We start from the raw sequence: 20,044 nt of genomic DNA, 5'->3' as shown, positions 1-20,044 counted from the left end.
ACCGTGAGGTCAGGTATGCCGACAAGAAGGAAATTCAGGACGGCATCCTCGAAAAATATCCGCCGGAGTGGAAAGAGGAAACGCCTGCACCGAGCGACGCTGGCGGCGGCAGTCAGGCACAGCAGGCCAGCCCAAAGAACGAGCCGCAGAGAACACAGCCCAAGAGCGAAAAGCGAGGCGGCAACCCCATCCGTACCTCACCGCCGAAAAAAGAAACTGCTCCCGACATGACGGAAGCAGAGATCATAAAAGACTTAACCGAAACGGAGGTGCAAAGCAATGAGCCGTCTTGATTTTCTCTACCGCACCGAGCTGCCGCACAGAGCCGTTGCGGTATATATCTATCTCGCCGACAGGACAAATGAGAACAACGAGTGCTGGCCTGCCATCCCGACCATAGCCTCAGACCTCAAGCTCTCGCCCTCCACCGTCCGCCGCGGGATCCGTGACCTCAAAAAAGCAGGGCTCCTCGCAACCGAGCAGCGGTACAGAAAAAAAGTGGCAAGAGCAGTCTGCTGTTCCGGCTGAAAGCGGAGTGAAAAAAGCAAAACGCTCCGCCAAGGGGCAACTGCGTTCTCGGGGTCCCCAAAAAACTATACAGCTTTTTGGGGAGAGGAGGAGCAACGGAGCAGATGAGCTTTTGCCGTTCTACGGCAAAACGAATCGTGCGGAGTTTGCGATGACGAAGTGACAGGTGCCACCTGTCATGGTGGAAGAAGAAAGTGAACTACCCAACTGAAGATAGATTACAGCAGAAAGAAAAAGACACAGAGGTTTCTTTTTGAAAAATCCGGAGATAACAAAGACATTTTTATTAGTACGGTTTTGATCGTTGAGGCCATCCGCTATTTTCTTTCTGCTGTAAGGACTTTTTTATGAGATCATATTGCAATTTGATTTTCTTCGATTTTTCTCGAACAGTTCTTGAATTCGACACAATTCTATGTTATATTATATTTAACTGATTAGTTAGTTATCAAGAAGGAAGTGGCGTATATGAGAGCAACAGAGGAACAGCACAACGCACGCAAGCGCGAAATGATGGAAAAATGCTTTGAATGCTATGCCGAAAACGGGCTGACGGGTACGGGCATCAAGGCTTTGGCAGCGGCGTGCGGCTGCACGACGGGGAATTTGTATTCCTACTTTAACAGTGTGGACGAACTGATTATCGAATCAACGGCATACTGTATGGAAAAGGTTGAGGATGACTTTATGGAGATGGCGCCCACCGACCCTAAGGATGTTGTCCGGTTTGTGAAGGAGGTTCCCTACTGGACGGCAAAAAAGCACGGCAAGAAATATCGGCTGATGTATCAGATCTATACGCATCCGAAGTATATCGAGCACGGCAAGAAATTCTTCGAGGGCGTGAACGAGCGCTATACCGAGTATGCCAAGCGGCTGGAGCCGAAGATAGGCATTCCCTATACGGTCATCACCCCGTTGATCTTTATCTTCGTCCGCGCCTGCGTACATTACGCTATGTTCGAGGACGAATATTATCTGAAAACCCAGATGGAGGTCTTAAAGCAGGGCGTCGCTCTGTTTGCAGATAAATACCGCTCGCAATACTTGAACGGAGGTAACGAGAAATGAAGAAACGAATACTCAGTATCCTACTGCTGTGCTGCATGGTGCTGACACTGCTGCCGACAGCGGCCTTTGCTGCGGGTGAGCTACCGGATGTCAAACTTTCCGTCCCAACGACGTTTGACAAGATAGTGGACCTTACGGAGCAGAACAAAGAATTGAAAATCAAGGACAGCAAGACCTATCTGATCAAGGGATCCACAGATCCGAACTGGTATTTTCAGTACCGGATCAAAATTGATGGCAAGAACAATACACCGCACATCTTTCTGGACGGCGTCCGCCTTCAGGCACCCGAGGACGGCCCTACCATCGAGCTTTACGGCGGTGCCTCTGCCTGTCTGTACTTTATCGGCAACGACAGCGAGCTGATCGGCGCAGAGAACTTCGCCGCACTGCAGAAAAACAAAACCGAGGGTTATCTCCGGGTTCTGGTGCAGACGGGGACAAAGCTCACGTGTCAGGGCGGTCATCATGGCGCTGGCATCGGAGGCTCAAAGGTCGGAATCAAGAAGTTCTCGCAGGGACACGGCGTGAACCTTCATTTCGGCTCTCTGGCGACGGATATCTATGGCGGTGAGATTCTTGCGACCAGCGGCGTAGGCGGTGCGGGTATCGGCGGCGGTGCAAACGGCGGCATCGGCGAGTGGATTTATGTGTATTCCGGCAAGCTGACGGCGATCTCCGTTTCGCAAGGCGCAGGGATCGGCGGCGGTCAGGGCGGCCCCGGACGCTTTATTTATATCAAGGGCGGCACGGTGGAGGCCGGCAGCCGGTCAGCCGGAGCCGGAATCGGCAGCGGCGATTACGCCGGGCCGGGTGCGTCGGAGGATACACATGATATTGAGATTTCCGGCGGAAGTGTCATCGCGTGGAGTAATTATGCCGGCGCAGGCATCGGCGGCGGAAGATACAGCTCAGGCCATGACATTTCCATCATCGGCGGCGAAGTGATGGCGCAAGGCTACTGGGGCGCGGGCATCGGCGGTGGAATGAACGGAGACGGCTGGAACATTCTGATCAGAGACGCAACGCTGACGGCGCAGTCCGTTCCGCTTTATCCGAACCGCGATTATGACGCCGTAGCCATTAACCTCAGCCCTGCAGTTGCGGTCGGAAGAGGCTCAAACCGTTCAGGCTGGACGACGGCACTGTTCAATCCGGAGTTTGGCCTGACTAGCGAATATAACATCAAAATCGGAGCCTCGGACGGGAAGTCCGTGCGGCTGAGCGCGACCGGGTGGCAGTGGCGTCTCAGCCAGGGACAGTATGAATGGGACTGGGGTACCACGACGGAGCTTCTCATCCCCAACGAAAACGGGCGCGTGGACCTGCAGCGGCTGAGCCTGCCGTATGCCTGCAATTACGGCAGAGTGATCGGCAGGCTGGAGCTGCACTGCGAGGAAAGTACCTGTAGCCATGAATTGGGCTGGACAGACAGGGACGGCTGCCACATCTGGGCCTGTAAGAAATGCGGTGCGCGGGACCCCGCCGCGGAAATGTCCAAACAAAACGCCAAACACATTCCCGGCGACTGGAGCAATCAGAAGCAGCTCTGCACTGTGTGCGGTCATGTGCTTGAGAGGGACACGAAAGCCCCGGTTATGGAAACTCTGACGGACGGCGAAAGCTACATCGTCGAGGATAACATCGATGGAAATCCCGGTGCGTACACCTTCACCGTGGGCGACCCGGCTGCATCGGGAGAGACGTCCTCCGGCATCAAGTCGGTGACCATCAACGGCGAGCCGCAAGACGGTCCCACCTATTCTCTCCCCGCACCCGACGGCGGCAACAATGACGCAGGAGCGGAATATACCGTGGTTGCGACTGACAACGCGGGAAACGAAACTACGGCGACAGTCAGAATATACAGGAGGCACCACGTGAAGGTCATCAGCCCGGACGGCAACGGCACGGCTTCCGCATCTCCTGACAGGGCCGTGGCTGGTACGGAAATCACCCTGACCGCAACGCCCAAAGAGGACTACCGCTTCAAGGAGTGGCAGGTCGTATCTCCGGCAGGGCTTGTAATCACCAACAACAAGTTCACCATGCCGGACAGCAATGTTGAGGTCAAAGCTATCTTCGAGGAGGACGAGCCTCCTGCACCTACCGAGCATACCGTCAGATTCAATGCCAACGGTGGCGGCGGCACAATGGCAGATGTCACCGGCGTTTCCGGCAGCTACACCCTGCCCGCCTGCGGTTTTACTGAACCGGAAGGCAAGCAATTCAAGGGCTGGTCAACCAGTGCCGACGGTTCGGTTATTTCCGGCACGACCTATGAAGTAAGCTCGGATACTACCTTCTATGCAATCTGGGAGAGTAAAGAGTATTCCATCATCGTAACGGACGGCAAAGCGACAATCGGTGCAGGAAGCGAAATCACTAAAGCGGCGCAAGGCACAATCATTACTCTGACCGCAAATGCGGCTCCTGACGGTAAGGTGTTTGATAAGTGGGTAGTAGAAAGCGGCAACACTACTCTTGAAGATGCGAACAGTGAAACCACTACTTTCATAATGCCTGACAGTGAAGTCAGCGTGAAAGCGACCTACACAATTCCCCATACCCATACCTACGATCAGGAAATTCAGAAGCCGGAAACCCTCAAGTCGGCTGCCGACTGCACCAACGATGCAGTATATTTCAAGAGCTGCTCCTGCGGAGAGATCAGCACAACAGAAACCTTTACGGCAGCAGGTACACAGCTCGGGCACGCATGGGCAAGCGATTGGAGCAAGGACACAGACAATCATTGGAAAGAATGCTCTCGCTGCCACGAAAAGAAGGACGAGGCGGCTCACGATTACGGTAGCGATAACATCTGCGACACCTGCGGATATGACAAGACCGTACCGCATACGCACAATCTGACCCTCGTTCCCGCAAAGGCTCCTACTTGCACGGAGAAAGGCAACACAGCATATTACACCTGCGATGGCTGTGACAAGTGGTTTGAGGATGCAACCGGTGCATCCGAAATTACCGACAAGACAAGCGTAATCCTTGCGGCAACAGGTCATAGCGCTTCCGACTGGAAGTCCGATAATACCGATCATTGGAAAGAGTGCACCGTTGTCGGCTGCGGCGTGATCATCGAGGGCAGCAAGGCGGCGCATACCGCCGGTGAATGGATTATCGACACCCCGGCAACAGCTGCCACAAGCGGCTCAAAGCATAAGGAATGCACCGTCTGCGGCTATACGATGGCAACCGAAACCATCCCGGCAACCGGCGGCGGTGAGCATACTCACAGCTACGGCAGCGAGTGGAAGAACGATGCCGACAACCACTGGCATGAGTGCTCCTGCGGCGATAAGAAAGATGTTGTAGCACACAGCTTCAAGTGGGTGGTAGATAAGGAAGCGACCGCAACACAAAAGGGCTCCAAGCATGAGGAGTGCAAGGTTTGCGGCTACAAGAAGGCGGCAGTTGAGATTCCGGCTACCGGAACATCGACTGAGCCGGGCAAGCCGACTGGTCCGGATTCTCCGCAGACCGGCGACAACAGCAACCTCATGCTGTGGATCGCACTGCTGCTTGTCAGCGGCGGAGCTTGCACGGCGCTTACCGTGAAACGAAAAAAATCGTATCGACCCGGAGGTAATGCAAAATGAAGAAACGAATACTTAGTATCCTGCTCGCCCTATGTATGCTGTTCTGCCTTGTGCCGACTACGGCGTTTGCCGAGGGCGAGACAAACAGGAAAGTCGAAACGGAACAAGAGCTTGTCGATGCGCTGGCGGACAGCAGCGTAGACATCATCACGCTGAAAAATGACATTGCAATCGGCACGACCCTGACCGTCCTCCGCAAGGTCACCCTCGATCTCAACGGCTATGTTCTGAAAATGACCGGCAGCGGCAGCGTTATTATCCTCGATAATAAGAGCGGCATCACCGGCGACCTGACCCTTATCGACAGCAATCCCACGGCGGAGCACAAATTCAAGGTTAACGGCGTAGAACCTTGGGTGCTGGACGACAGCGGTACAGAGACCGTCTATGGTGGCATCATCACAGGCGGCACGGGCAGCCGGATCTTCTTCTCCAACGGGGTGGAAGGCGGCGGCGTGATCATCGGCAGCGGCGCACTCACCATGAACGGCGGCAATATCGTCGGCTGCATAGCCAATGAAGGCGGTGGCCTGTTCCTCTCAGACGGTTCGTTCACCATGAACGCCGGCAGCATTGTCGGCTGCTCAACACCAAACAGATTAACGACCGGAGAGGCCTCTTACGGCGGCATATACGCTTTTGGTCCGATGGCGAACATAGACACAACCGGCGTGATCACGTTGACCGGCGGCCTGATCAAAAACAACGGCAGATACGCTATCAATGCTGCGTATATGACCACAATTTACGCCAACGGCGGCGAGGTATACGGTGGGGTTCACCTAAATCAGGCATGTAAGATCACCTGTCTTGCAGAAGATAACGGTATTACCGCCTTCAAAGGCAAGACGGTGATCGGCGGAACTTCCAGTGTAAATCCAAGCCATGTTGACTGGGGCCTCTTCTACGGCGGTCTGTATATTTACGGCAATACGACCGGCGTCATCGTGACCTACAAGGACGGCGACAGTGAATACGCAAAGCAGGTTCTTCCCTCCGGCACTCTCGCGACGCGTCCCGACACTCCCGCCGCCACACCGGGCTATACCTTCGGTGGCTGGAACAAGGCCGACGGCACGGCGTGGGATTATGCAAGCGATAAAGTCACCGATAACATAACATTGTATGCAAAATGGGCAGCGAACACCTACACGATTACCTTCGACACCGCCGGCGGCAGCGAGATTGCGCCCATTACGCAAGACTACGGCACGAATATTGCCGCCCCTGCCGACCCGACAAGAGAGGGCTACACCTTTATCGGTTGGGACAGGGAAATTCCCGAAACCATGCCCGCTGAAAATATGACTGTCACCGCGCAGTGGGAAATCAATCAATACACAATTACCTTTGACACCAACGGCGGCAGCGAGATTGCTCCGATTACGCAGGACTACGGCACGGTAATTACCGCACCTGAAGCCCCGGAAAGAGAGGGCTACACCTTCATCGGCTGGGATAAGGCAATTCCCGAAACCATGCCTGCCGAGAATATAACGCTCAAAGCACGGTGGAAAGACACCGAAAAGCCGACGGGCGAAATTATCATAGGTGCCAATAAATGGCAGGAATTCTTGAATAAGCTCACCTTCGGTCTGTTCTTTAAGGACACGCAGACGGTAACAATAAACGCCGCCGACAACAGCGGAACCGTGTTTATCTCCTATTTGGTGACCGATCGGGATCTTTCAGAGGCGGAGCTTCAATCTCTCGTATTTAGCGGATATGAGGAGCCGTTTTGCATAGACCCCAATGGGGAATATATTGTTTATGCAATGCTTGTTGACGAGAGCATGAACATAACATACCTTCGTTCCGACCGCGTAACGCTTGACAATGTTCAGCCGGTCATCGGTGGCATAGAAAATGGCAAGATCTATTGTGAGGCGCAGACGGTCACCGTTGACGAAAAGTATGTGAACACCATCACCGTGAACGGCACAGAGGTCACGCTTGACGAAAACAATAGCTTTACCCTCGCTCCCGCAGACGGCGAGCAGAGAATCGTTGTCACCGACAAGGCGGGCAACACCGCCGAGATGACCGTAACGGTCAACGACGGGCATACCTATGGTGAATGGGTATCGAACGGCGACGGCACGCACACCCGTCAATGCACGGTGGACGGCTGCAACGGGCTTGAAACAAAGGATTGCTCCGGCGGCAAGACAACCTGCGCCGAAAAAGCAGTATGCGAAGTCTGCGGCAAATCCTACGGTGAGCTTGATCCGAAGAACCACACCGACCTCAAGCATATCCCCGCCAAGGCGGCCACCGAGGATGCCGAGGGCAACATCGAGTATTGGTACTGCGGCGGCTGCAATAGGTATTACAGCGACAAAGACGGCACCAAGGAAATCAAAAAAGCCGACACCGTAACGGCGAAGCTGCCGCAGTCTCCTCTGACCGGCGATACAAGCAACCTCATGCTGTGGAGCGCATTGCTGCTTGCCAGCGGCGGTGTTCTGACAGGTGTAACGGTATTTGATAAAAGGAAAAGGCATTCCGCCAAATAATCAAAGATAAGTAACAATTAACGATCCATCACGGAAACATCACAATTACGGCACAGAGGGTATAAAAACCGCTGTGCCGTATTTCTTTCCTTGGCGACTGTTTTTGAAAAATAAGCAATTTCTCGGTCATAACCCAACAATTTTTTGCCGGATTCCATGTATACTGCGTATATCACACTTATGCACTCTTCACTTTTGCCCCGGCAGCGGACACACGGATATCAACAGATACCAAATACAGCGAGGTAATTATGAAAACAAGGAGAAGCCCCTAACAATCATGTACATAAGCGAAACGCAACATTCAAGACCGTCTTAACAAAACGGTTTTTATATGCACGCCCTCATGCGGCTGTACTATGCCTTAAAGCATAGCGCAGTCGCTTTTTTGTTTTCCCGAATACCGTAACAGGAGGTGACCGCGATGTTTAGCCTTGCAGAATCAATCGACGAAGCTCAACACAACGCAGTGCCATAAAAAGCGGCGCCCTGCCGTTTTCAAGCGACAAGGTGAAAGAATGAAAAAGAATACAGGAAAGAAACAGGTGTTGAAATAGCAAAGGCTGTCTTTGCGCAAACACACAGACACCTATATTTTTTTGACCTCTGCGGTCAACAGAATTCCATACGATATCTGCAAAAGACCAACGATAAATCTGTTATTTCGGAATATCAAAGTGGCTTGGCTTTCTGCGTTTGTATAAACGGCGGCGTACTGTCGAAGTTTGCGGTAGGCTGTCGAAGCCCTCCGTATCAATCGTTTTTGACCTAACAAAAAAACGATTGAACGGAGGTACATAAACTTGAAAAAACTGAACCCTAAAAAGGTTTTTATTATAGCCGACGGCAGCTATCGGGAAATTACTCCCGCGGAGCATGAATTTCGGAAAGAAGCCGATGCAGGCTACCGAGAAAAGAAATTCATCGGCCTGCACAGCATGATCATGGAGGTGAGTGAAAAGGAATACATTGAATTCTACCGCAACAAACGGCGACAGAAATATCTCGACGAGCAGCGCAGGGATAACGGCGATGTTTCGTATGACGCCTTGAACAGTGATGAGTTCAATGGCGAGGAAATTCTGATTGCTGGGCTGCCGGATGTGTGCGATACGCTTGTCCATCAGCAATTGTTGGACAAGCTGCGAAAAACGGTGGACGCTCTGCCGGAGGATGAAAAGGCTCTGATTGTTGCACATTTCTATGACGAAGTTCCGCAGACGGAGCTTGCCGAGCGCTACGGCGTTTCACAGCAGGCAATCAGCAAGAAAATCGCAAAGATCCGTGCGAAACTCAAAAAACTTTTAGAAATTAAAAAATTTGGTTGTAGCCCCCTCACTTTTTCGGCTGAAAAAGTGAGGGGGCTTTCTCAATAGCCTCCGCCCGTTCTTTGAAAACCGAATAGTACAGCGCATTCTTTACCTTCCTTCTGCCGTCGGCGAGAGCCGATGAGCCACACGACCTATGAGTCGAACGGGGCGGCGCATCCGCACCGAAGGCCATGACAGGCAGAAGCGATAATGATACTTGTGCTCAGTCACAGGTCGAGCGTTGAAGCGGCACGAAAAAGCGCCGTGAGCCGTCGCAACCAATGAGAGCACCTCGCAGAGATCCTGGGAGGGGTGAGATTCCCATGAGGCAAAATGCATTGCCGGAGGATGCGTTCCCTTGTTCGGGGTGTCGTGGACAAATACGGACAAAAGCAAAAACGATTGATACAAATACCAAGGCGGTCGTTTGCCCCAAAGCACTCGACCGCCTTTTACTTAAAACGGAGGCTAATATGAAAGAGATCAAACGAGGTGAAATCTATGCCGTTGACTTCGGTACAGGCTTCGGCAGTGAGCAAGGCGGAACGCACCCGTCCTTGATTTTACAGAATGATATCGGCAACAGGCACAGCCCCACCACCATCGTGGCGGCGATCACAGGCAGAAAAACAAAAGCAGCTCTGCCCACCCATGTGAAAATCATGGCGAAAGGGCTTAAAACCGAATCCACCGTCCTGCTCGAACAAATCAGGACGATAGACAAAGAGAGGCTCGGCGAATACATCGGCAGGCTCGACAGCAAGACACTCGCCGCCGTTGACCGTGCCATTGTAGTGAGCCTCGGCATCAAATACTTGGAGGGACTGCTCAATGGATAAAAGAACCGACATCAACAATGCATCATTCGCCTACGGCATAAGCCTTTTACGAATGCTGCTTGATATGAATCTGATAACCGAGGACGAGTACGAAAAAATCACTCAGATCAGTGCCGAACATTACGGTGCTGATCTTATTTATGTCTGAAATCTTAATTCTCAAGTTTTTGCGAAAAACCGCTGGAAGTATTCGAACTATTGTGGTATGGTGTGTCGTGCCAAAAGGCGAATAACAGCAAGGTGACCCCTTGCGGAAAGGAGAAAGACATGAACATTACTGAAATCACAAGCACAAAGAAGCAGACAGCCGAACGGCTTCGGTTAGCCCCGTATTGCTGCGTATCGAGCGATTCAACCGACCAGCTCCATTCCTTCGCCGCACAGATCCGCTACTACAGCGACTATGCCAAGAAGCATCCCGAATATACGCTGGTGGACATCTACGCCGATGAAGGTCTGACCGGCACCGAGATGAAAAAGCGGGACGAGCTGAACCGGCTGATAGCCGACTGCAGGAAAGGCAAGGTCGACCGCATCATCGTCAAATCGGTTTCCCGATTGGCACGGAACACCGAGGAGCTGCTCGTACTGCTGCGGATGTGCAAAGAGATCGGCGTGAGCGTGTACTTCGAGGAACAAGGCATCGACACCGAAAAACTGAATATGGAAATGATCGTAACATTCCCCGGTATGGCCGCACAGCAAGAAAGTGTGAACATATCGGGGAATTTGCGTTGGAGCTATCAAAAGCGGATGCAGTCCGGCGACTTCAACTGCACCTGTCCGGCTTACGGCCTCGACCTCAAGGACGGCGAGCTCGTAATCAACGAAACGGAGGCGGCGGTCATTCGGCGCATATTCGACCTATATCTCCAAGGATACGGAACGCTTGGCATTGCAAAAATGCTGAATGAGGACGGCATACCGCGGAAGCACGGCTACGAAAAATGGCTGCCGAGTTCCATCAACTATGTGTTGAACAATGAACGCTATATGGGAGATGCGCTCCTGCAAAAGAGCTACACTACCGAAACCCTGCCGTTTCGGAAAATGAAAAACGACGGACGGCTGCCGCAATACTATGTGGAGAACAGCAACCCTGCCATCGTCAGCCGAGAAACCTTTCAGGCGGCACAGAATCTGCTGCGCTCACGGAAAACGGAAAGATGCAAAAGAAAGTCCTATCCGCTGACCGGAAAGCTGCGCTGTCCCGAATGCGGCAGAGCCTTCCGGCATCAGATCGTAAACGGCAAGGCGCATTGGATATGCTCCTGCCGCTCGTCCGGTGCGACCGAATGTCAGCACCGCCATGTGCGTGAGGATATCGTATATGAGATATTCACCGATATAGTTATCAAGCTGAAAACCTACCGAGCCGAACTGCTCGGTACGCTGATCCACCAAATGGAAACCATGCAGGACCGCACAAGCCGCAATCAGGAGCGTATACGGCAGATAGACAAAGAAATTGCCGACCTCGGTGCGAAGAACCATGTCATTGCAAGGCTGCACACAAGCGGCGCTATGAACGCCGCCGATTACGCCATGCAGACTTCGGGGATCGGCAACCGCCTCACCGAGTTACGCATCGAGCGGCGGCAAAAGCTCACTGAGGATGAGGACGACCAACTGCTCGCCACCCTCAAAGACTTAAATACTATCCTCGATGAATATGAGCCGACCGTCGAGTTTGACAACGGGCTGTTTGACGAAATCGTCGAGAGCATCACGGTGGACAGCAGCGAACACCTTACCTTCAAGCTCATCGGCGGCATTGCACTGACCGAGCAAATCCCCAAGAAAGGACGGTGAGAACCGAATGAAAAACAGAACCCTCCTTGACGGCTCCTCAATGCTGACCATAGCCGAGCAGCTGAACAGAGAGAAAATCGAATACAGGGACGGCGTTACCGGTTGGAACAAGGGGCGGCTCAAGCATCTCATTGACAATACAAAATATCTCGGCACAGAGGTGTATCCGCCGATCATCGACCAAGCGACCTATGAGAAAATACAGAAAACAAAGCATGGGCGCAACACCCAAAGGAACACGGACAAAACACGGGACATATTCAAGCTGACCGTCCCCGTCCGATGCCCAAGCTGCGGTGACCGAATGCGCCGCCGACACGACAGCCGATGCAAATGCCAAGAGCGTTGGACTTGTGAAAACTCGGCCTGCCGTCTGCGGATCGAGATATCCGATGCCGAACTGCTGACCGCACTCGCCGACCTTCTCGGCACGGTAACCGCCGACAGCATCACACTGCCTGCCGAAACGCCCTACGAACCGAGTGCCGAGGTAATACGCCTGAACAACGAGATCAGCCGAATGCTTGACATGGCGGAAATAGACAAAACCGTATTACGAAGCAAAATGACGAAATGCCTCGCTCGGAAATATAAAGAACTCGGCAACGGGTGCTACGCCGTACAAAGGCTGAAGGCCGAACTTGACAGTACGGCAGACATCGCCGAGCGGCTGAACCGCACGGTCAGCGAAATACGCCTGTACACCGACAAAACGGCAGACATCATACTGCTGAACGGACAGATCATACGAAAGGAGCAAGGTCATGCAACAAACAACGGTCGCTCCTCAGAGAGTGGTGCGGATAATCGAACCGACAATATCGGTCAGAGAGAGCGTGAAAACCCATTACCGAGTCCTGCGGGTGGCGGCATACTGCCGCGTTTCCACTAAGCAGGAGGAACAGCTCAACAGTTATGAAAATCAGGTGGAACACTATACCGAACGCATCAATTCCGAAAACGGATGGACGCTTGAAGGTATCTACGCCGACAAGGGCATCTCCGGCACAAGCGTGAAAAACCGAGATGAATTCAACCGCATGATCCGCCGATGCAAGCAAGGGAAAATCGACATGATCATCACGAAATCCATTGCCCGGTTCGCACGGAACACGGTGGACTGCTTGAAGTATGTCCGACTGCTCAATGACCTTGGTGTCGATGTGTACTTCGAGGAACAGGGCATCCACAGCAATCAGCCCGGTGCGGAATTTTACATCACCATCTACGGCAGCATCGCCCAAAGCGAATCGGAAAATATCAGCGCCAACATTAAATGGGGCAAGGCGCAGGCCGCCCGTGAAGGCAAGGTAGTATTCAGATACAAGAACTTCCTCGGCTACCGCAAGGGCGAGGACGGACAACCCGAAATCGTCCCCGAAGAAGCCGAAACGATCCGCTTTATATATGACCGCTTCCTCGCAGGCGACAGCTTAAAAGGAATTGCCGAACTACTTGAAGAAAAGGGCATCAAAAGCCCGACAGGAAAAGCAGAATGGTAGTTTTCCACGATACAGTCCATTCTCTCCAACGAGAGATACAAAGGCGATGCCATCATCAATAAGACCTACATCACCGACTGCATCAGCAAAAAGGTCAGAGTCAACAACGGCGAACGCCCGAAATACTATGTGGAAAACAGCCACCCTGCCATTATCGACTCGTCCACCTTCGGCAGAGTTCAGGAGGAACTCGCAAGGCGCTCCGGCAAACGCAAAATCAGCCGAAAAGCCAAGACCGAGCAAGGCAAATACTCAAGTAAATACGCTCTGACAGAACTGCTCGTCTGCGGTGAATGCAAGTCCGCCTACCGCCGATGCACATGGACGGCAGGCGGCAAAAAGAAAATTGTATGGCGATGCATCAACCGCATTGAATACGCCAAGAAATACTGTCATAACTCACCCTCCGTAGAGGAAAGCATACTGCAACGGGCTGTGATGGCGGCGATCATGAAAACGGCAGCCCGAAACACTGAGGTGCTGCAAACGCTGAAGTTGCACATCGGCATGGGCTTGGCGGGAGAAAAGAGCGAGGATAACAGCATCGACCTACAGATACGGATCGCCGAGATCGACGCAGAATTCAAAAAGATGCTCGACCGGGTATCCACCGACACCATCGAAGCCTTTGATGAGGAAACCGTAGCTCGGCTTATGAATGAAAAAAGCCGCCTGCAACAGCAGCTCGACAACATAGCCGACGCTGAGCAACGGCGAGAAAACGCAAAATCCCGACTCGATGATATCTATACAATACTGGACGGCATAAAAAACCGTCCGATGGAATACGATGACCGAATCGTCCGCCAACTGCTCGAATGTGTAGTGGTGGACTCAAAAGAACAGATTACTGTAATATTCAAAGGCGGACTTAAATCGGTGCAGCCGCTGACCGAATGACAGCGGCTCACCTCCGCACCCAACTTTGAAAGTTCAAGATTTTTCGTAAGGGAACAAATACTAACCCCAAAAAGGCGAAAAAATCTATTTTATAGTCCTCCCACATAAAGGCTTTCGGCAATCGCCGGAGGCCTTTCTTTTTATAGTGTAAGTTCATAGCGCAAAAAGCAGGAGGGGATGCAGAGCGTCCCCTCCTGCTTTTTGCGGAGAAAGTGGGGCCTGCCGGGATAAAGGCAGGTCCCTTTTTTCATAATATGCAGTAGGAGGTGAGGCGGATGACGGATGCTAAGCGAGGAGCGATGCTACTTCTTTTGGGGCTATTCACGGCGGTTCTCCTGTACCCGGCGCTCCATGAGGGCGGACACATTCTGGTGACGCTGCTGCTGGGCGGCCGGATAAGGGAGGTACGGCTGGGAGCCGCCGCCAGCGTCCTTTGCGGCGGACTGCGCCATGGGGAGCTGGCGGCCGTGGCCTTTGGCGGGGTAGGGCTGCCGCTGGCGCTGGCGATGCTGCTTCGACCGAAGCACTTTCCGCTGTGGTATGTGGTGCAGTTGGTGAAGGGAATCTCGGTGCTGGCAATACTGCTGTCCCTTATTTCGCTTATAGGATGCAAATATGGCGTTATCGTGGAAAATGATGATATAATGAACGCAGTACGGCTGTGGCCGGAGGGGAGAGGGGTTTGTCTTGTTCTTCTGTGTGCCGGACTTTTGCTGTCAGTGGGCAGCATCTGCGCCGCAAGGCCGGTGCAGCGGGTGGGAGAATACTTCGGCATAGCAAAAAAATAGGAGCACAATGGCCCCTTGAACCCTCATCTTGCGTAGAACGGTTGGTTCTTAACATCGACGAGATTTTGCTTTCTTCTACATTATAGCGATGAGCGAGTGTCTTGTCAATGAAAAACGTTCACGGATCGTTAATAAAATTGTCATTTTTCTGACTTACAGAACGGGCAGAAGCGTTCACATTTCCGGCATTTGCCAAAAATGCCAAAATATGGAAATCTCTACCAGAGAAAAGGGGCTGCATCATGTCGAAAAAGAGAGCGTACATACGCAAACGAAGAAACGTTCATCTTCGCTGCCGGCAAAAGGCGGAGAACGCCCGAAAGGTACGAAGTCGGCAGAAGCTTGTCCAGTCCCCGGAGCCTGCGTCTGTGACCTTTCAGGCGGCGGCAACCCTGTGGCACCGGACAAATGTGGCCCGTTACAAGGGTGCCACCGCTGTAAAATATGAAAATCTGCTGCGGAGCCACATCCTGCCGGAGTTGGGGGCTCGGCAGCTGGAGGAGATAAACACGCTGCTGCTGGCGGATTTTATGAATGCCAAGCTGCACTGCGGGCGACTGGACCATAGCGGCGGCCTGTCGTCCTCCTATGTCCGCAGCATGATGCTGCTGGTGCTGGACATTATGGAATTTGCCGCCGCGGAGGGCCTGTGTCCGCCCGTGAAAACCACGCTCCAGACACCGGCGGCGAATCGACAGGAGGTGGTGATCCTGGACACCGATGCCCTCCGGAGGCTGGAGACGTACCTTCTGGCTAAGCCGGACATCACCGGCACAGGGATCCTCATTTCACTGCATACGGGCCTTCGCATTAGTGAGGTCTGCGCCCTGCGGTGGGAGGATATCGACTTTCGGAAGGCCGTTCTTCATGTCCGCTCCACCGTGGCCCGTGTCAGGGGAACCGATGGCGGAACCGCCACCAGACTCATCATCGACACCCCGAAAACCAAGTCGTCCCTACGGGATATCCCCCTGTCCCGACAACTGATGGCGGTGCTCCTGCCCCTGTATGAAAAACGCCGTTCGGAGTACGTCATCTCCGACAAGAGCGGGTTTGTGAGCCCACGGACCTACGAATATCGGTTTCATCGGGTACTGGATCAGTGTGGCCTGCCGTCCATCAACTACCATGCTCTGCGCCATACCTTTGCCACCCGTTGCATTGAACTGGGAGTGGACGTCAAGACACTGAGCGAGATTTTAGGCCATGCCAACGTTTCTACCACGCTGAACACCTACGTCCACTCCTCCGTGGAGCGGAAACGGGAACAGCTGGAAAAGCTTTTTGTAGAATCATACTGACTGCATAACAAACGGCCAAAGGACGGTTTCAAGCCCATCTTTTGGCCGTTTTGCGTTAAGAACCAACCGTTCTACGCAAGATGAGGGTTTATTTTTGCCCTCTCACTAAACGTTCGTTTGATTGCGTGGACAAGGACTCCGGAAACAGGAAAAGGAATGTAAACGATGGAAAACGCCCAGCGGAAACGGGAGATCCTTGACGTCTGCCTTGCGACATTCATCCGTCGGGGGCTGTATGAGACCAGTGTGAGAGACCTGAGCAGAGCACTGGCTCTGCAATCAGGAGGGATCTACTATTGGTTCAAGGACAAGGACGATGTGGTGGTGACCTGTGCCGAGGAGGCGGCTCTGCGGCTGGAGGAGCATTTGATCGCCCCGGCCCTGCAGGATATCCGGGAGCCGGATCGGATGATGGAACGGCTGCGGCTGCGGGCAGATGAGCTGCGGCCGATGATGAAGTTCTTTGCCAGCGTGTGCGCCTGCAGCCGGTACGAAGAACGGCTGCGCCCGGTGCTGGGACGCCTTGCAGAGAGATATGAAAAATATGCCGCACGCTTTGCGTCGGAGCTTCACTGCGAGCTTCAGGAGATTGCTCCCTATGTGTATTTTGCCATCACCACGGTGACGGACTACATGATCTTCGGGGAGGCAAGCTATATCGAACCCCAGATCCGGCTGATCAAGTCGGCTATCAGGAGTATTTTGGAAAAAGACGATACGGAGAGGACAATATGAAGATCAAATTAGCGCTATTGGACAGTGACCAGAATTATTTGAATCGGATTGTGACGGCGTTCAACATCAAGTACGCCGACAAACTGGAGATATACTCCTTCACCAAGCTGGAGAGCGCCATGGCGGCGCTGGAGCCGTCCCGCATCGATGTGCTGGTGGCCAGCGATACCTTTGTCGTGGAGAGCAGTGCGCTGCCGAAGCGGTGTCAGCTGGCCTATTTTGTGGAGTCGGCGGACGTGGACTCGGTCAACGACCAGCGGGCCATCTGCAAATTCCAGAAGGCGGACCTGATCTACCGGCAGATCCTCAGCATCTATTCCGAGTACGCCGGGAGCGCCTCCGGGCTGAAGCTGGGGGATGATTCCTGCAAGGTCATCGCTTTCACGTCTCCCTGCGGAGGTGTTGGCAGCTCCACCATGGCGGCGGCCTGCGCCCTGCACTATGCCGCCCGTGGAAAGCGGACGCTGTATCTGAATTTTGAGCGCTTCGGCTCGTCGGATGCCTTCTTCGCTGCGGAGGGGCAGTTTGACATGAGCGGCATTATTTTTGCGCTGAAGAGTAAAAAAACAAACCTCTCCATGAAAATGGAGAGCTGTGTCAAGCAAGACCCAAGAGGTGTGTATTTCTATTCCCAGTCCAAGGTGGCGCTGGATATGCTGGAGCTGGGAGCCGACGAGATCGGACGGCTGATTTCCGAGGCCAGACTGTCCGGGAACTACGAGTATGTCATCGCTGATCTGGAATTTGGCATGGATCGGGCGTCACTTCAAATTTTGCGGCAGGCCGGTGCCATCGTCTGGACCGGCGATGGCTCGGAGATATCCAACCGGAAGCTGGCACGGGCCTATCAGGCGTTGGCAATCTTAGAGCAGAACGCAGAGGTGCCGCTGACGGCACGGATCGCATTGATCTACAATAAATTCAGCAACAAGTCCGGCACGGCCGTGACCGGCACGGAGCTTCGGAGCATCGGCGGTGCGCCACGGTATGAGCACGCATCCACGGCGCAGGTTCTGGAGCAGCTGGCTCCCAAGGAACTGTTTGATAAGATCCAGTAAGGCGGTATAGACGATGAACTATGAGCAGGAACAGCAATTTGCGGCCGAGGTAAAACGGTATGTGACGGAGCAGCTGCCTCTCAGCCAGATCAGCGACAGCGAGCTGCAGCAGCAGATCGAGGATATCGTGGAGCAGCGTATCGGAGCGGGGTACTGCTCCATCGAGCAGCGGGTCTCCATCGTGGAGCAGGTGTATAGCTCCATCCGTGGCTTTGGCCTGCTGGACTCCATCATCAAGGATGACACCATCACGGAAGTGATGATCAACGGGCCTGAAAACGTATTCATCGAGCAGAATGGACGGCTGTTCAAGCTGGACAAGCAGTTCGAGAGCCAGCGGAAGCTGGAGGATATCATCCAGAGGATCGTGGGCCTTGCGGGCCGTGAGGTCAATCAGGCCAACCCTATCTGCGACACCCGGCTTCCCGACGGCTCCCGTGTCAATGTGGTGCTGCCGCCCATTGCCCTGTGCGGCCCCACGGTCACCATCCGAAAGTTCTCCAAGACCCCTATGACCATTGCCAAGCTCATTGAGTACGGGTCGCTGACGCAGGAGATCACAGACAAGCTGCAAATGCTGGTGGAGGCCAAGTATAACATCTTCATCAGCGGAGGTACCGGCTCCGGCAAGACCACCTTTCTGAATGCGCTGTCGAACTATATCCCCAAGGATGAGCGTGTCATCACCATCGAGGACTCGGCGGAGCTGCAGATCGAGGGCATCGAGAATCTGGTCAGTCTGGAGACTCGCAACGCCAATGCCTCTGGTGCAGGACAGATCACCATTCGGGACCTGATCAAATCGTCGCTGCGTATGCGCCCGGAGCGCATCATCGTGGGTGAGGTCCGTGGCGGCGAGGCGCTGGATATGCTGCAGGCCATGAACACCGGCCACGACGGCTCACTCTCCACCGGCCATGCAAACTCCACCGAGGATATGCTGAGCCGCTTGGAGACCATGGTCCTTCAGGGTGCGGCAGGCCTTCCGCTGGAGGCCATCCGCCAGCAGATCGCATCGGCGGTAGATATCATTATACATCTTTCCAGGCTGCGTGACAAATCCAGAAAAACCATGGAGATCACCGAGGTGGTGGGCTATGAGGACGGCCGGATCGTGCTCAACCCGCTCTATGTGTTTGAGGAGGATGAGAACAGCACCCTGACGAAGGTGTCCGGTCGGCTGAAACGGACGGAATATGCAATGAAGAACGACCACAAGCTGCGGCTGGCCGGATTTCAGGAAACGATATAGGTGATTTTATGGGGAAGAGCAAGAAAAAAGAAAAGTATGTCCCGCTGACCGGCCTGACCGGTATCGGAGAGGACTATAACATCTACATCATGGATCCACGGGAGAAGATCATCGGGTATCTGATCGGCTTCGCGGCGGGATTTCTGGCGGCGCAGATCATGTTTGGCGTTGTCATTGCCAGCATTGTGATCGGTGCGGCGGTGGGCTTCTACGCCATCCCCGTGTACCGGCGGTACCTGCAGGAAAGGCGCCGGAAGGCGATCCTGCTGCAATTCCGGGATATGCTGGACTCGCTGAGCAACTCCTTCTCTGCCGGTAAAAACACCCCGGATGCCTTCACGGATGCTTACAGCGACCTGAAGCTGGCCTACGGTGAGCAGGCTCCCATCGTGAAGGAGATGGCCATCATCGTCAGCGGACTGCACAATAACTTCGTCATCGAGGATCTGCTGCGGGATATGTCCGCCCGCTGCGGCATCGACGATATCAACAGCTTTGCCGAGACCTTCGCCGTCTGCAACCGGCTGGGCGGCAACCTGAAGAAGGTGGTGGTGGACAGCCGGGATATCATCAGCGATAAGATCGAGATCGAGATGGAGATCCAGACCACCGTGGCTGCCAACAAGAATGAGATCAACATCATGTGCGTCATGCCCTTTGTCATCATCGCCATGATGGGGACGCTGGGACAGGCATCCATCACGGCCAATACGCCGCTGAACGTTCTGGTGAAGCTGATCGCCATCTTCATGTTTGTCATTGCGTATAAGCTGGGCCGGAAGATCACGGATATCAAGGTGTAAAGGGGTGGAGAA

Annotated in this window: 16 protein-coding genes and 1 pseudogene; all 17 read left to right on the top strand. The window is 53.6% G+C overall.

Going from position 1 to position 20,044, the window contains the following annotated elements:
* Positions 1-279 precede the first annotated feature (279 nt).
* The 17 genes and pseudogenes from KJS28_RS05395 to KJS28_RS05315 all read left to right on the top strand — a co-directional run bounded on the left by KJS28_RS05395 (position 280) and on the right by KJS28_RS05315 (position 20,032).
* Complete coding sequence (locus KJS28_RS05395) at positions 280-528, top strand: helix-turn-helix domain-containing protein (protein WP_213542051.1); 249 nt, start codon at positions 280-282, stop codon at positions 526-528.
* A gap of 468 nt (positions 529-996) precedes the next feature.
* Positions 997-1,599 carry a TetR/AcrR family transcriptional regulator gene (locus tag KJS28_RS05390; protein WP_213542050.1) on the top strand — a complete coding sequence of 201 codons (603 nt, stop codon included), beginning with the start codon at positions 997-999 and terminating at the stop codon, positions 1,597-1,599.
* Complete coding sequence (locus tag KJS28_RS05385; protein ID WP_213542049.1) at positions 1,596-5,216, top strand: InlB B-repeat-containing protein; 3,621 nt, start codon at positions 1,596-1,598, stop codon at positions 5,214-5,216. The genes KJS28_RS05390 and KJS28_RS05385 overlap by 4 nt, the downstream gene beginning before the upstream one ends.
* Positions 5,213-7,732, top strand: coding sequence for an InlB B-repeat-containing protein (locus tag KJS28_RS05380; RefSeq protein ID WP_213542048.1), 2,520 nt, complete (start codon positions 5,213-5,215; stop codon positions 7,730-7,732). Before KJS28_RS05385 ends, KJS28_RS05380 begins: the two co-directional genes overlap by 4 nt.
* A gap of 803 nt (positions 7,733-8,535) precedes the next feature.
* Complete coding sequence (locus tag KJS28_RS05375) at positions 8,536-9,108, top strand: sigma-70 family RNA polymerase sigma factor (RefSeq protein ID WP_213542047.1); 573 nt, start codon at positions 8,536-8,538, stop codon at positions 9,106-9,108.
* Between the two features lie 407 nt (positions 9,109-9,515).
* The gene (locus tag KJS28_RS05370; protein ID WP_213542046.1) at positions 9,516-9,881 is read left to right on the top strand and encodes a type II toxin-antitoxin system PemK/MazF family toxin; all 366 of its coding nucleotides are present in this window, start codon (positions 9,516-9,518) and stop codon (positions 9,879-9,881) included.
* Complete coding sequence (locus tag KJS28_RS05365) at positions 9,874-10,029, top strand: SHOCT domain-containing protein (protein WP_213542045.1); 156 nt, start codon at positions 9,874-9,876, stop codon at positions 10,027-10,029. Before KJS28_RS05370 ends, KJS28_RS05365 begins: the two co-directional genes overlap by 8 nt.
* Before the next feature lie 119 nt (positions 10,030-10,148).
* The gene (locus tag KJS28_RS05360; protein WP_213542044.1) at positions 10,149-11,693 is read left to right on the top strand and encodes a recombinase family protein; all 1,545 of its coding nucleotides are present in this window, start codon (positions 10,149-10,151) and stop codon (positions 11,691-11,693) included.
* A 7-nt stretch (positions 11,694-11,700) separates the two neighbouring features.
* The gene (locus tag KJS28_RS05355; RefSeq protein WP_213542043.1) at positions 11,701-12,585 is read left to right on the top strand and encodes a recombinase family protein; all 885 of its coding nucleotides are present in this window, start codon (positions 11,701-11,703) and stop codon (positions 12,583-12,585) included.
* A pseudogene (locus KJS28_RS05350) lies at positions 12,488-13,384 on the top strand (recombinase family protein); the annotation flags it as partial. The gene KJS28_RS05355 and the pseudogene KJS28_RS05350, both read left to right, overlap by 98 nt.
* 27 nt (positions 13,385-13,411) lie before the next feature.
* Positions 13,412-14,095: a recombinase zinc ribbon domain-containing protein gene (locus KJS28_RS05345; protein WP_228298468.1), complete on the top strand. Its 684-nt coding sequence runs from the start codon at positions 13,412-13,414 to the stop codon at positions 14,093-14,095.
* Between the two features lie 275 nt (positions 14,096-14,370).
* The gene (locus KJS28_RS05340; protein ID WP_213542040.1) at positions 14,371-14,883 is read left to right on the top strand and encodes a hypothetical protein; all 513 of its coding nucleotides are present in this window, start codon (positions 14,371-14,373) and stop codon (positions 14,881-14,883) included.
* Positions 14,884-15,251: 368 nt separating this feature from the next.
* Positions 15,252-16,184 (top strand): tyrosine-type recombinase/integrase, encoded by a 933-nt coding sequence (locus KJS28_RS05335; RefSeq protein WP_213542039.1) that lies wholly within the window; start codon positions 15,252-15,254, stop codon positions 16,182-16,184.
* A 165-nt stretch (positions 16,185-16,349) separates the two neighbouring features.
* The gene (locus KJS28_RS05330) at positions 16,350-16,919 is read left to right on the top strand and encodes a TetR/AcrR family transcriptional regulator (RefSeq protein ID WP_213542038.1); all 570 of its coding nucleotides are present in this window, start codon (positions 16,350-16,352) and stop codon (positions 16,917-16,919) included.
* Positions 16,916-17,977, top strand: a complete 1,062-nt coding sequence (locus KJS28_RS05325) for a P-loop NTPase family protein (protein WP_213542037.1) — start codon at positions 16,916-16,918, stop codon at positions 17,975-17,977. Before KJS28_RS05330 ends, KJS28_RS05325 begins: the two co-directional genes overlap by 4 nt.
* A 13-nt stretch (positions 17,978-17,990) precedes the next feature.
* Positions 17,991-19,229: a TadA family conjugal transfer-associated ATPase gene (locus tag KJS28_RS05320; RefSeq protein ID WP_213542036.1), complete on the top strand. Its 1,239-nt coding sequence runs from the start codon at positions 17,991-17,993 to the stop codon at positions 19,227-19,229.
* Positions 19,230-19,237: 8 nt separating this feature from the next.
* On the top strand, positions 19,238-20,032 hold the full coding sequence (locus KJS28_RS05315; RefSeq protein ID WP_213542035.1) for a type II secretion system F family protein: 795 nt from the start codon (positions 19,238-19,240) through the stop codon (positions 20,030-20,032).
* Positions 20,033-20,044: the final 12 nt, after the last annotated feature.

It is taken from the genome of Vescimonas coprocola (assembly GCF_018408575.1).
GTDB lineage: Bacteria > Bacillota > Clostridia > Oscillospirales > Oscillospiraceae > Vescimonas > Vescimonas coprocola.
This window is presented reverse-complemented; position numbering and strand designations above follow the sequence as displayed.

Coding starts and splice junctions, on each gene's coding strand:
- KJS28_RS05390 (WP_213542050.1), top strand. CDS start 997: ATGAGAGCAACAGAGGAACAGCACAACGCACGCAAGCGCGAAATGATG.
- KJS28_RS05385 (WP_213542049.1), top strand. CDS start 1,596: ATGAAGAAACGAATACTCAGTATCCTACTGCTGTGCTGCATGGTGCTG.
- KJS28_RS05320 (WP_213542036.1), top strand. CDS start 17,991: ATGAACTATGAGCAGGAACAGCAATTTGCGGCCGAGGTAAAACGGTAT.
- KJS28_RS05380 (WP_213542048.1), top strand. CDS start 5,213: ATGAAGAAACGAATACTTAGTATCCTGCTCGCCCTATGTATGCTGTTC.
- KJS28_RS05330 (WP_213542038.1), top strand. CDS start 16,350: ATGGAAAACGCCCAGCGGAAACGGGAGATCCTTGACGTCTGCCTTGCG.
- KJS28_RS05340 (WP_213542040.1), top strand. CDS start 14,371: ATGACGGATGCTAAGCGAGGAGCGATGCTACTTCTTTTGGGGCTATTC.
- KJS28_RS05355 (WP_213542043.1), top strand. CDS start 11,701: ATGAAAAACAGAACCCTCCTTGACGGCTCCTCAATGCTGACCATAGCC.
- KJS28_RS05370 (WP_213542046.1), top strand. CDS start 9,516: ATGAAAGAGATCAAACGAGGTGAAATCTATGCCGTTGACTTCGGTACA.
- KJS28_RS05325 (WP_213542037.1), top strand. CDS start 16,916: ATGAAGATCAAATTAGCGCTATTGGACAGTGACCAGAATTATTTGAAT.
- KJS28_RS05365 (WP_213542045.1), top strand. CDS start 9,874: ATGGATAAAAGAACCGACATCAACAATGCATCATTCGCCTACGGCATA.
- KJS28_RS05315 (WP_213542035.1), top strand. CDS start 19,238: ATGGGGAAGAGCAAGAAAAAAGAAAAGTATGTCCCGCTGACCGGCCTG.
- KJS28_RS05360 (WP_213542044.1), top strand. CDS start 10,149: ATGAACATTACTGAAATCACAAGCACAAAGAAGCAGACAGCCGAACGG.
- KJS28_RS05395 (WP_213542051.1), top strand. CDS start 280: ATGAGCCGTCTTGATTTTCTCTACCGCACCGAGCTGCCGCACAGAGCC.